The organism is Prosthecobacter gellanilyticus, assembly GCF_007992435.1.
Lineage (GTDB): Bacteria > Verrucomicrobiota > Verrucomicrobiia > Verrucomicrobiales > Verrucomicrobiaceae > Prosthecobacter > Prosthecobacter gellanilyticus.
In genome coordinates, this window is the sequence record NZ_BKAG01000015.1 from 76,713 (window position 1) to 90,788 (window position 14,076).

Below are 14,076 nucleotides of genomic sequence, written 5' to 3' on the forward strand. Positions count from 1 at the left end.
AAAATCAATTGGGAACAGCCATTATGCCAAACTGCTTGAGCAGCCTTGCGTAGACGCGAGAAGTCAGTTGGATCGAGTAGACCCATTCCGCGCTATGTTCATCACCAAAACTATAAATGTCCATCGGCTCTGAATAGGCGACGCTCCCCGCCGTAAAGTACGTGTTGCCAGCAGGCTTTGAGCGAGTTTGAACGATATAGGCCATTGCTTCCGCCAATTTGTTTACTCGTCGTCCACCTGTGAGTTCAGCGTTGAGCGGTTCTCCGGGGGAGTCTATAATTCTGTACTGCAAGTTATGCCACATCCTGTTACCAGCAGCTGGCATATTCGGCGGTGCCACTATAGACGCCCATACACTGTCTCCCAAATAAGGAAACTCAGGTAGATATGACCAACTATTGGAGGTAAGAACTTCCGGTTTATTGATCGTGTGGTTGAATTCCCACGCTCCCATGGCGAAGTCCTCCGTTAGAAAGAAATTGATCGCGGTCGTCGCCATTGGATTGAAAACACTACGCAACCCAAGGCTGTTGGTCTCAGTGTCGCTAGCAGTATCAGGTGTGGAACGGTCTCCGAACTCTCGGATGGTTGTTCCATAGGCCATGTGGGCCATAGCTGCATTGAACATGGCATATCTTGACACGTTGGACATACCCTCTCTGAAAGCAGAGCCTGATACCACATTACCCATGCTGTGAGCCATCAAACACTTGGTATAGTCTGTTGAAAGGGAGTTAACGTAGTCCGCAAGAGCTTTGCCAGAGAGCCAGGCGCGGTATTCGCTATCGTTATAAGTGAGACGTCCGTTTGTGGGATTCATCCCCGCAAATGGATCAGTCTCTGCGCTAAAAGTAGGCCATCGAAAGGCTGCAAACCGTCCCTTAAACCCTTGGTGCCAAAGTCTTTTGAACGTTGTTTGGCCCCAAGTTTGAGTTTCATCATACTCCATTCGCCAGCCGTGGACGTGAACAATATAAGTCTTGGTTTCATCAGGATCACGATCCGGAGGGAAATCACCAGGATCCGCCCTGGAGGTCAACGATGGCTGAAGGTCGTCTCCGGTCACCCATGAATCGGGAACATCGTCCGGCTCTGCGTAAGGTTCACAGACTCTGGCACGCTCGAACATTCTTCGCACATCCATGACCCTAATCCAGGGACCCGGGACGACAATCTCCGGGTTGGAGTCTATCTTGACAACGGTGCACAACTTCGCTTGTCCCTCTACACAGCCCTCAAATAGAAAGCATCGCTTATTCGCCGATTGAGTGAGGGTGCTTTGCCAGTATGAGGCTGGTAGATAGACAGTCTGCTCTCCCGCCACATCTGCGATTGAATGGTAAAAATCTCCTGTTACTTGCTCATTAGCTTTCTGAGGGTTGCTCAAGTAATCCAGCCCTCCGTTCGGATCGGCAGCTTTGTACATTCTAATACGAGGGGAACTCCCTCCTTCCCATTTAAACCCGATCTTCGCCTCGCCAGATGCGGCTTTTTGCAATACATCCGAAGGCAAGGTGAGATGGATTCTTGTAAAATCTTCCAAGTCTCGAACCCCGTCAATTGTGCCAAGTGTCGGGGAGTTCCGCCAGTCAGGCCATAGAGGCACCATTGCTTCGTTTTCGCGCATGGCATCCTCAATATCCTCATGAAGCGTGTTGGGATCGTCGTCGTTGTTGACCCAAAATCTAAATGGCTTTTCCTGGGAGGCGTACTCGCCGCTATTGATCACCCCATCGCGATCAGCATCCACAGCGAGGTCCGCCATCAGTCGGTTTGCACGGGTGAAGATTGTGCTTCCCGGCACGTCGGTTGCATCGCAGCTGTAGACGGCGCTATCTTGGCCAGGCTTCAGCTTAACAAATTCATAGGTAAATGAATACTCCCCGCTTGGAAGTGTTTTCCTCGCCGTCACCGCCACCACCTCATCATCATAGTCAGCCGCATTGGTGCCCTCCGGCAGCTCATAACTCAAGCGCCACTTGGTGATCAGGCCGGACGCCGTGGCGTCGCCTTTGGAGCTTGTGGACTCCGCCGCAAACTGGGCCAGCTCCACACGCTCCCATTCCCCCCAGTCCTGCTGTCCAAGATCGGTCAGCATACCTGAGTAGATTTGCCCCGGCGTGATCGGGTCCACGTATTCATAGCTGGCGCTTGTGGATCTCGACCCAGATATAAGTGTTGTCTTGCCATCGCCCCCTGTTTGAGGAGGCTGGAAGGCCGTTGCGGTCTGTGTTTGCGAGGAGGTGGAAGGGCTCCAGTCAATTCCTGGCTCATCCCAGATCCAGCTGATCGAGTCCAGCTCAGGACTGTAGTTGTCTGATTCGCTCACCGTGATCACCGGGGGAGAACTGCTGGATTTCGTCTCTGTGTACCTGTACGAATGTCCCGTGCTATTGATCGGGCCCGCTGGACCTTCTTCGGATGAATAGGTATTGGAGAACATGCTCTGGGTTTTTGGCTGCCCCGTTGCACGCGGAGCCGTGCTGACCGAGGTGCCAAAGGCACTGTAGACCGTGCTGGTTTGAGCATCGTACTCCGTGACCAACCCGCTGGCGGATGTGTTGCCCGTCATCGTTGGCCATAGGACTGGATTTGTCATTCGATGCTCGGCGGAGGAGTGATGCTGGCGGGAATAACTCGTCGTGCTGGACGAAACCATCGTTGCCTCGGTCACGTCGTCCTTGCTGTTTTCGGTCTTGCTGACCGTCCACTGCTCGGATTCTTGCTCTTCGATCTTCCGGGCGGCATAGCGTCCGACAGGCGGGTCCTGGAAATAAAATCCGCTGAGTGAGATGGGATTGGCCTCGGCGAATCCCCTGACCGATGATCTGTAGGCCACAATCTTGGGAGCTTGCGGGAACGGCCGGTTCACCGTGCCCAGAGAGGGCAGAGTGGGCAGTGATCCAGGGTTCGTTGGATTGGGGGTGACAATGACACCACCACCGCTGTTCTCCACCTTGTAGGGCACACTCAGCGTGGCGCTGCCAGCAGCGCTGTTGATCATTATGGCGCGTGGTCCCAGCTCGGTGGGTGCCTTGACATGAAACACCACGTTTCCGGCACCATTCGTCATCAGATCCAGCTCACTCACCCAGGGAGCCCCAGTAGTGGTCGCGCGCACCTGGCCCGAGCCTCCTGCTGAAATGTGCACCAACACCGCCCTTTGGCCGATCCGCGCATTGACCGTCACGCGGCTTCTCAGTTCCTGCCCCGGGCCGGTCACTTGCCCGCCTCCGGAAACCAGCTTGAACTTCAGCACAGGCTTGCTGGCACTGGAGAAGATGTCCGTCCCCTCTCTCGCCTCCTCGACATCCGAGAATCCATCCCCGTCAAAATCCAAATTTTCGATGTATAGTTTGTTAGCCTCTTTCGGATTTTTGGTATTGCGGAACTCGTCCAGATTGCAGACACCATCGTGATCCGGGTCAATTTTTGAGAACATGTTCCACTGCTGCTGCGTGATGTGGGGAGTTGCCACGTAAACCGCAGGAAACGGCTTCACCATGCCCCGGGCATCTTTCGCTGAACGAAGATCGGCTGCCACCTGCGCCGGCAGCAGGGCGAAAGGTGTGTCCCGATGGTATTCGTAATGCAGCGGGGAGACATCGGCATCCAATGCACTATACTTGTTCAATGCATACTGAGTTTCCCATCCGTCGTCCATGCCGTCTCCATCGGAATCGGGTTGAAGCCCCGGACCCGGTGGAGGAGGTCGGGTTACGGAGGTGCTGAAAGTGACCTTGATAGTGGGCTTGAGGGAAGCCGTAACGGTGGTCGTGAGAGCCAGAGTAGCCGCCGTGTTGGGGATGTGAGGAGCCTTCAACTGGATCACGGCCCGTCCGGAGGAATCTGTGACAACCTCCAGCGTCTTGAGTTTCCACGCATCCGGGGAGACACTCGTCCCGGTGGCAAGCAGCACATGATTGTTGTTCAGGCTGGTAGTGACGGCCAGTCTCAGACCTGCTTTGACCCCACCAAGGCTGCGCGCCTCCACCACAAGCGGTTGAGCGAGCTGCTTGTGCAGATGCACCGACTGGCTGTTCCCGCTGATAACATGCAGGGTGAAAGCGGGATACTTGGAGGCATCACGAGAGTTCGTGCCTGCGGCCACTTCCTCCGCATCCGTGAAGCTGTCTCCATCGGAATCACGACTTCCTGTCGGCGCATAATCCGCCACACCCGGATTTAAGTGCAGACGCCATTCGTCCTTGTTCATCAGCCCATCGTGGTCGGGATCAATCCGTTTCAGCATCGTCCACAGATGATACTCGATGAACTCAGCGCGCCAGGTGGCCCGCCTGGTCTCCCACACCGTGGTCAACGGGTTGGGCGGCATACCGAGGGTTATGGAAGGTTTCGGAATCAGCAGCGGATACTCATTCACCAAATTGTTCTGCGCGTTTGACTGGGTCAAGGCAGACAAGTTCAGTCTCTGCTGCAGAGTCGCCACAATGCTTTGGCCACTGTTTTCCAGTCTGCTAAGCTCCAATCTTTCCGGAGGGCTGAGAGTCAGCCCCGAGACATAGCCAGCCACACCCTCCCGCGCCTTGGCAAGTGAGGCATCCATGGGATCCCGCCAGTCAAGATCATGCTTATGGTAACCTGCCTCCCAGTCATTGGGCGCTTCATCGCCATCCACGTCGCCGGTCAACGGCAGCCGGGAGCGCAAGTTCGCGAGAATCACCTGGGATGCAGCGTCGGGTGCAGGAACAATTCCAGCCAGGGGCGGAGCCGCAGGAAGCTGGGTCACCCCTTTGCTACGCAACCAGCTCACGTAGCCTGAAGGAAGATGGTCAAAACCAGGTACGTGGGAGGTTGTGTTCGGATTCGAGGTGGAAGGGGGATTCAGGTAGACGATGGCAAAGAAGGACGCGGCGTTCGGGCGAACGCCCGTCGAAGGATCTCTGACTTCATGGCGGGCAAGGCGGAGGAGACCGTCGTCCATCCACAGCCTGTAGTTCTCCGCACGTTTGCGCCAAGTCCACTCCAGCTTAGGATCTGACAATGAAGCTGGGGCCGTCTTGATGGAGGTTCTGCTGTAGGTGCCGGTGGCGTATTGGGTTGTAGGCCCGCTGGTGGTAAGAAAGGGGTCGGTGAAGAAACCCGCGGGATCGGCTATCGGCCGCCCCCAGAAACCGCGAAGTTCTTCAACGGTCAACACACCGTCCTCATCAGGGTCCTCAAAGGCATCACTAAACTTGTATTTGTTGAGTCGGCCTGGATAAAGCTTTGACCAGTTTTCCTCAGTGATGTTGGTCAGTCCGTCAAAGTCCACGTCGTGATTGTCGGCCAGGGTGGTCGAGGGGTTGCCGCGAAGATCAGTCCCATTGAGGTACTCTTGAAAGTTGCTCACTCCGTCCGCATCGAGATCACCATCCCGTGTCACTACCAACGGCTTGTACATGTCATCAACACGATCAGGAATGCCGTTGTGATTCGCGTCGGTCAAGTCAGCAAAGAAGTGTGTCCGGTTCGTGTACCACATCCCCGAGATGCTTTTCAAAGTCACATCGAATACCGGCTCATCAGCGTCGTTGCTCGTGATGTGGATGGCGGCGGTGACACTCGTTCCTGCCGACGCAGTTGCCTTGAAATTCACGGTCAAGGTCGTCTCTGCTCCTGCTTCCAGGGAGGTGGTGGACAGGGGACCGACAGTAAACTGAGTCTTGTTTGCTCCGTCCAAAGTTACACTCAAAGTGAGATCCTCGGTGCCGGTGTTGTGGATGGTGAACGTCTTTTTAAGATCACTTTTGTCCGCCTTCATGCTGATGCTGGGGAAGGTGGCGGTCGCCCCGTCCTGGATGAAGAAATTAGAGCCAGCAATTCCTCCCAAAGATTCCTCCACAGCTATCTCGGGTCCCGGGACAGGCTGAGAACCTCCTGCGGCTGATCCACCTCCAGCGTTCTCAATCGGGTTAGGTGTCAGCGGATCGGTGAAGTAGGCATAAATCTCTTCATAATCCGTCAATCCATCACCGTCCGTATCCACATTCAGCGGGTCTGTTGCCTGATAGATTTCCTCACCATCACGAAGCCCATCACTGTCACTGTCATTTGAAGCAGGATTTGTGCCGCGTGCCAGTTCGTCGGCATCGCTGAGTGAGTCGTTGTCCAGGTCGTAAGGAAATTCATCCTCAGCATCGACAACGCCATCGCCATCACTGTCTGACGGAGCCTCGAGATCATCGTTCACCGCATTGTTGTTGTGGTCATTCCAGAGGGAAGCGTCCTGAGGATGTGTATCGAGCTCATCGGCATAACCGTCTCCGTCGCTGTCTGTGATGATGACTTCACTCTCGTCGTTGATGCCATTTCCGTTGTGGTCATTCCAAAGAAGAGAGTCGGAAGGATGAGTGTCAAAGGCGTTTGGATGACCATCACCATCATCATCCAGATAATTGGCCTCGACGCTGTCGTTATAGCCATTGTGGTTCCAGTCTTCCCATAGATACATATTGCCCGGGTCGGAGTCGTTCTCGTTAGCATAGCCGTCTCCATCGCCATCCTGGGTGGTCTGCTCCTGATCATCGTTGATACCGTTGCGGTTCCAGTCGTTCCAGAGGCTGGAGTCGCCCGGATCTGAGTCGATGGTGTTGTAGTAGCCATCCCCATCCCCGTCCTGCTGAACCTCCAGTTCATCATTGATGCCGTTACGGTTCCAGTCATTCCAAAGGGAACTGTTGTCTGGATCAGAATCATTTTCGTTAGGCATCAGGTCGTTGTCGCGGTCAGGATTGGTGGACTCCTGGCTGTCATTGGTACCGTTGCGGTTCCAGTCCTCCCACAGATTGAAATCATTGGGGTCGGAATCCAGGTAGTCTGGAACCGGGTCGCCATCGGCATTGTTACCCTCGGTGCTGTCGTTGCAACCATTGTTATTCCAGTCTTCCCAAAGGCCACTGTTGAAGGGATGAGAGTCCGTGTTGTTAGGCACGTTGTCCCCGTCATCATCGCCCAGGTTGGCCTCGGTGTCGTCATTGATGCCATTGTTATTCCAATCACACCACAAGACGTTGGAGTTGGGGTGGGAGTCCTGAAGATTGCTCACGCCATCGCCATCCCAGTCTTCATCAGGGTCGTTGATGCCATTGTAGTTCCAGTCGTTGTAGAGCGCCGGATCGCCAGGATGGGAATCGGTGTCATTGGAGACACCATCGCCATCCACATCACTGTTCTGGTTTTCGGCATCGTCATTAATGCCGTTGCCATTGGCATCATTCCAGACGCCGGGATTAGAGGGATCGCTGTCCTGGGAATCTGGCACGCCGTCACCATCGCTGTCCGGATCGTTTTCGGGAGAGGTTGGGTCGGGGTCCACGGGATCAGGGATGCCATCGCCATCATGATCGTAGGGCGTCTCACCTGGGCCATCCTCATCCTCGTCCACGGAGCCGTTACCATACTGTTCGTTATAATCGGAGATGCCGTCCCCATCACTGTCAGTGGTGGTGGGGTCGGACCCTGTCTGGTTGACCTCGTCGGCGTCTGTGATGCCGTCTCCGTCCGAGTCTGGATTGTAGGGGTCGCTTCCCGCCGCCGCTTCATCGGCATCGGAAAGACCGTCTCCATCTGAGTCTCCGGTCGGCGGTGGGGTCTCGGGCGGAGGATCCCCAGGAGGCGGGTTTCCGTCATCATAGCCGGAATCCATGATCCCGTCTCCATCAGTATCCACCTCAATCCAGACCGCGTGCGAATTCGGCGGAAAGGGCATGAGAATGAGCTGGGCGATAAGCAGCCCATGCAGGAAGTAGGCGCGGCGAGACCAGGAACGGCACCAAGGAAGAAGGCGTGAACGCATAAGGCAGATTTTCCGATGAACCCACCTTTGTAGTTATATACGCTACAAGATGTCAATCCTGACGAATAATCAAATGACTAACAAAGAGTCTTTGCCACCTAAACGAACAATCGCGCTCTTCTGGCGAATTTTCATTTAAATCGAAGGGGATGGAGGCTCGCTGTGACCGCTTTTTGAAAAGGGCAAAAGGACTGTTTTCGAACTTGGCGGATTTGAGGGAGGATCAGGATGCAACCTCACTGGAATGGCAGTTCGTACTCGGATTCACGGTGTCCAAAGGGTCCGCTTGGGTCCGTTGGATGGGGGGAAGAGGTGGTGGATGATGGGGGAGCCCATTTTTTTAATCGGCGCCTCACTTCAGTCTTCTTATGAATCCATCTTTTGTTATGCGCGATGATGCCTGGCAAACGGGAGCCGTTGACGGTTCGTCCTTCGCAGAATGCTTCGGAGAATGCATTGTTTACTGTGGTTGACGATTGTTTACAGTAGTTTTCCAGAAGGGCCGATCCGGCTGGATCCGAGTGGATCCGACCTGGGGCGGTGGAGGGAGCCGTTTGCAGTGGTTTGCGATTGTTTGCGATTGTTTACCGTGGTTTGTCAGAAGAGTCGATCCGGCTGGATCCGAGCGGATCCGACCTGGGGCAGTTGGAGGGAGCCGTTTACGGTTCATCCTTCGCAGAAGGCTTCGGAGAATGCATTGTTTACCGTGGTTTGTCAGAAGGGCGATCCGGCTCAATCCGACCAGATCCGACCTGGGGGCGTGGTGGAGGCCGTTTACGGTTCGATCTTCGCCGAATGCTTCGGATAATGCCTTGTTTGCAGGGGTTGACGGTTGTTGACCGTGGTTCTCCAGGAGGGCAATCCGGCTGAATCCGAGTGGATCCAGGTTGGTTTGGTTCGCGGGAGGCCCCTCATGCTGGTGAACCAGCTTACGCCCCAGATGATCCAAGTGGATCAAGGCGGATCCAGCTCAAGCGCACTCGTTGGACAGCGCAACGCAACGCAGCGCCCCACTTCACCTCATTTCTTCTTGGCGCCCGACTTCTCCACCGCGGCGGGCGTGGCCTCGTTCTTCTTCGCGGGGGCAGGTGTGGCCGCAGCCGGAGCCGCCGACGATTCAGCCGCCTCACCCCCTTTCGCCTCCTCTGGAGCAGCGCTCTCAAAGACATGGAAGAACCACAGCACAAAGATCAGCGCCGCCAGATTCAGCACGATGGCGATCACCCCCCTCTTGGTAAAGATCGGCTTCTTCGGCACGGCAGGCGCGGCGTCCGCCGCACCCGTTTCATCGGAGGCTTTTTTGGCGGGCCGCAGCGCGGCCGTCGTGGCGCCGGGCAGTTTCGGTCCCCCGGGCAGCGGCTTCGTCAAAGAGCCCGTCGCCTGTGGTTTGCCGATGGGTCCCGTGGCCTGAGGCTGCTTCGGTGCCGCAGGGGCTGGCGCGGCCGGGGCTGCCTGCTGGGGCGGCCTGGGTGCGGGTGCACGCGGCATGGCCGCATTTGGCTGACCACCTGCCACCAGCGGAGCCGTGACCGCTCCCGGTGCCATCTGGGGCGCTGGTGCCGGCTGGTAAATGAAACCCGTCTGCATGGTGCGCATCAGCACATCCAGCGCATGCCCCACGGAGTGCGGTCGGTGCCCTGGATCCCGCTGCAGCAGCCAGGCCAGCCAGTCGGCCAGAGGCTGATCCATGTCCGGCCGCACGGCATACATGGATCCGCGCGCGTCAAAGTGCGCCCAGTCAGCCAGAATCTCCTCAGGCGTGCTGCCCTGTGCCGGTGCTGTGCCCGTGGTGAGGTAAAAGAGGCTGGCCGCTGCGGAGAAAAGATCAGACTGCGAGCTCGGGGGTGCTCCATGCAGCCGCTCTGGTGCCGCGAACCACATGGTCTCCGGGGTGGGATGCGCCCTGGCCATGGAGATGCCCCAGTCCTGCACCTGCAGGAAAAGTCCGCCGCCCGGGTGATCCGCCACGATCAGATTGCTCGGCTTCAGGTCACCATGCGGCAGCCGCATGTGCTCTCCCACCATCATCGCGTGCAGCAACTGCACCGCCAGTGCGCGCACGTCGGCAGCGGAGAGGCGTTTCTCTGTGGGCAGCGCACGGCCGCTGATCCCCGGCACAAACTCATACACGAGCGCAAACTCCTCCTCCGTGGGCAGCAGTGTGATCAGCCCCGCGATCTGCGGATGCCGCACATGCAGCAGCGAATGCGCCAGGAGCTGAAGCCGCTCACGATCCAGCGGGTAGGAGCTCTCATGATCCTCCAGCATCACCTTGATCAGCACCTTTCGTCCCGTCGCCGTTTCCACTCCGCGATAGATTTTCGCGGAGGGTCCTGCGGCCAGCAGTTTTTCAGGATGAAACAGATCAGAATGCATCACGGGAGCACGAGCGCGCCCATGAGAACTGCGGATGCGCGTTTGTGCAAGAGTCGAGTAGGGACAAGATCAGCCCAAACGCTGAATCTTCGTCGCCAGCCCCGCCTTGATCTGGCGGACCATTATCACCTTTGCCGTTTCGATCCGCGCATAGGCCGGCGAAACCCGCCGCTCTTCCACGCTGATCTTCGCGTCCGCCACCTGCAAGCTCATGAGCCAGGACTTGCCTGCACGGGTCAGGATGAAACTTGTGTCCGTGGCCGAAGGCAGCGCCTTGACCTCCGTGCCCGGCGGCAGCGTCCACGTCACGGAGAAAGGCTTCCGGTAGTCTTCCGTGTCACGGATCTCCAGATGATCCTCATGGCGCCGCACCTGCCGCTGAAACTTGTAGCCCTCATGCTCAAAGCGCGCCATGGCCGTGCTGCCCTCCACGATCATTTTTGGCACCGGGTGATGCTGGATCTGCAGAAACGGCCCGATCCTCCGCGGTGTCTTGAACCCCGCCGGATCCGGCAGCGGACCATTGTGCGCCTTCCACGCCGCCAGCTCCGTACGCAGTTCCGCATGACCATGATACCCGCCTGTGCCCGGATCGATCAGCAGCGCGTGCGGCCCGTCCCACACAGACACATGCAGTGCATCTCCATGACCGTGCGCCGCCAGTGACCCGAGTCCGAGGGGAGAGGCATCCAGCCGCGCCGCCCAGCCGTGAGATCTCAGCCCGGCATAACCAGAAGTTGGGAAAGGCTGCCACTCATGCACCGTCAGTCCCGCCGTGGGGATGTTCATGGTGATCACCGGCGGATCCCCCATCCACCAGCGCAGCGGGCAGTCCTCTCCCAGCAGCCAGGCGCGTGTCTCCTCCGCGGCCTGGTCACGGCTCAGCGTCAGCGGCACCACGGCGGCGTCATCACTATCACCGAAATCCCACGGCTCAGTGCCATGCCCCAGCGCCAGTAGAAACCGCGCCGCCAAAGCCAGCCTCTGATGCACCTCACCTGCCTTGCAGCCCACCGCACGCGCGGCCTGCCAGGCCAGGTCCAGGGCGAAGGCGTGATAGTGCAGCGCCTGCTCATACGAGCCGCCATCCGGCGCGAACTGCCGCAGCACCTCGCGCCCCAGCAGATCCCACGCCGTGTCCGCGCTGCAGGAAACCTTTGCCACGCCAGGCCAGCGTGACACCGCCACCACCAGCGCCGCCAGCTCACCTAACAAATGATTGTTCGCCGATGATCCTGTGGACCGGTGGCGCCAGACCCACGCCGCATGCACCGGCACGATCCGCTTCCGCAGCATCGTCTGGTGGTCACGCAGCGTCCGGCCGCGCACCGCCTGCTCTGTCGACCACGCGGACACGATCGCATCAAACCAGGTGAAATTGATCAGCCGCAGCGCCGCCTCCAGCGGGCTCGTCCAGTTGATGCCGATCCCCGCCGGGTTCCGCTCGGTCCAGTCCTCCAGCCAGAGCTGCGCCGTGCGGATCGCGTTCGCATCGTCATTCAGCCAGCCATGCATCGCCAGCCGTGTCATCTCCGCCCAGCGGTTGATCTCCCAGATGCTCCGCGCATCCGCACCATCCGGCAGGCGGCGGTAGTCGATCTTGTCCGCCGGACGATCATGGGAGATCACCACCCCGCACACCGGATCCCGGTGCCAGCAGGGCGGCGCGCCCACCTCCACATCCTTCCAGCCAAACAGCCGCCAGCTCCCGAGGATGAGGTTCTTCGCATCTGCGGAAAGCTGGATCCGCAGCGGCACAGGAGCCGTCGCGCGGTCCGGCAGCCTCGGCACCTTATCATCCACCGGCCCTGGCTCAAATACCATCACCCGGCGCAGGAAGCCCTTCAGACCTCGTTGCCGCCATCGCGCAGCCATCCGGTGCACCACCTCCCCGGGACTCATAGCCCGGAGCCGATGGACATACCATGCAAAACGCGACATCCCCCTCTGTAAGCATGGCGCGCCCCCCGTGGCAAGGCTGGCCTCTCTCAGAACCGCCACTCACGACCTCAACCCTGAGAATTCAAGCACACCACTACCCGAAACGGAGAGCACAGATCTCCACCGCCGCCCATCCGGCCCTCACGACGTATGAGAACTATCTGTGCCCTCTGCGTTATCTGCGGTTAAAAAAACCTCCGCAGTTAAAGATCTGGCTCAACAATGATGCGCCCCGCGCGTGTTCACATACAGCGTGTAAAGACTCTGGCTCGCGGTGATGAACAACCGGTTACGCTTCGGCCCGCCAAAGCACAGATTGCTCGTCGTCTCTGGCAGCTTGATCAGCCCGATCCGCTTCCCTTCCGGGTTGAACACATGCACTCCGTCGAACCCGTCGCCGATCCATCCCGCACTCGCCCAGAGATTGCCTTCCACATCACAGCGGATGCCATCGGATCCGCCCTTGCCTTTCGGATCCACAAACGTGCCCGGATCGATGTTATAGCCCTTGGTGAAGTCCGCAAAAACCTTCCCGGCCTTCACCTTCGTGCCTTCCACCTCATACACACGGATCGTCTTCGGCGCGCCCGTGTCCGCCACATACATCTTCTTGTAGTCCGGTGAGAAACACAGCCCGTTCGGCTTCTCCAGATCATCCGTGATCTTCGTGATCTCGCCCGAGGGATCGATGCGATACACCGCCTCCTTCAGCAGCAGCTCACCTTTGTTGCCCTCATAGTCCATCATGCTCCCGTAACCCGGATCCGTGAACCACACCGAGCCATCCGGATGCACCGCGCCATCATTCGGCGCGTTCAGCGGCTTCCCGTCAAACTTGTCCGCCAGCACCGTGATCTTCCCATCCAGCTCATACCGCACCACACGACGCGTCGCATGCTCGAAACTGATCTGCCTGCCATGCAGGTCAAACGTGTTGCCATTGCTGTTGTTCGCCTGGTTGCGCAGCACGCTCACATGTCCGTCTTCCGGCAGATAGCGCATCTGCGCATTGTTCGGAATGTCACTCCACACCAGATAGTTCCCGGATCCATTCCAGGCCGGCCCCTCGGCCCACAGCATCCCCGTGTGCAGCCTCCGGATCGGCGCATTCCCCTGCACCAGCTTCGCGAACGACGGATCGATCGCGATCACATCCGGATCCGGATACCGCTCCGGCGTTTGCCCGCTCCAATCCCGCCCCCAAGCGCTGGCAGCAGCGGCAGAAGCAAGAGTCGTCAAAAAAGCGCGTCGGTCAGTCATCATAAAAAGGGGAGGCAGAAGGTTGGAAGTCGTCGGTTCTAAAAAAACGCACCGATGAACGCAAGCCTTCTGAAAAACCTCCCTCTCCCCTACTCCCAATCTCCTGTGAAAAACTCTGGGCAACTACTGCCTACCGCTCACAGTCCACCGCCTACTTCCCCTTTCACCTCCACTGCATCGTCCTCGCCCGCACCACCACATCCCGCCGGTCAAAGCGCCGCTCCAAAGCATGCCTGTAGCCGGACCACCACACCTCATCGAACTCCCACGCCACCACCTCATACGCCACCCGGTCTTCCTGCACCTTGCCCACCATCGGAGGCTCCTGGCCATGGATCGGCGGGCGGCTGTAAGTCGTCAGCCCGCCAAATTTCTGCATCAGTTCCGCCTTCACCTTCGCATGAAGATCCTGCGGAAGCGGCTTTTGATCAAAAGCACACAGCGGCAGCAAAAGCTGGATGACATGAGGCATGACGGGAATCGGGGTGGCTGACACCCCTAGTTCGCACCAGCCACCCACTCCGGGCGTGCCGTTCCCATTTCTGGATTTCCCGCATCTGTCGTAGGCGTCCCGCAGGCTGGGCCAAAGTGCGGAACGCCCCGCACCACCCCCGGACTCCGCATCTCAAGTAACGTTGTTCACGCTTCAACGTGTCAGGAACGCATCACTAAAACACACAGCCATCAAACCTCCCCCAAAT

Annotated in this window: 5 protein-coding genes; all 5 read right to left on the reverse strand. The window is 58.1% G+C overall.

Features of this window, described 5'->3' with window-relative positions; translation table 11 throughout:
* Positions 1–4: 4 nt before the first annotated feature.
* Positions 5–7,798 (reverse strand): Ig-like domain-containing protein, encoded by a 7,794-nt coding sequence (locus BGE01nite_RS12265; protein ID WP_146850755.1) that lies wholly within the window; start codon positions 7,796–7,798, stop codon positions 5–7.
* 1,020 nt (positions 7,799–8,818) lie between these two features.
* Entirely contained in the window at positions 8,819–10,174 is a 1,356-nt protein-coding gene (locus BGE01nite_RS12270; RefSeq protein WP_146850756.1) for a serine/threonine protein kinase, read from the reverse strand.
* Positions 10,175–10,243: 69 nt separating this feature from the next.
* Positions 10,244–11,998: a heparinase II/III domain-containing protein gene (locus tag BGE01nite_RS12275; RefSeq protein WP_170266750.1), complete on the reverse strand. Its 1,755-nt coding sequence runs from the start codon at positions 11,996–11,998 to the stop codon at positions 10,244–10,246.
* 333 nt (positions 11,999–12,331) lie between these two features.
* The gene (locus BGE01nite_RS12280; RefSeq protein WP_146850816.1) at positions 12,332–13,375 is read right to left on the reverse strand and encodes an SMP-30/gluconolactonase/LRE family protein; all 1,044 of its coding nucleotides are present in this window, start codon (positions 13,373–13,375) and stop codon (positions 12,332–12,334) included.
* A 163-nt stretch (positions 13,376–13,538) separates the two neighbouring features.
* Entirely contained in the window at positions 13,539–13,847 is a 309-nt protein-coding gene (locus BGE01nite_RS12285; RefSeq protein ID WP_146850758.1) for a hypothetical protein, read from the reverse strand.
* Positions 13,848–14,076: the final 229 nt, after the last annotated feature.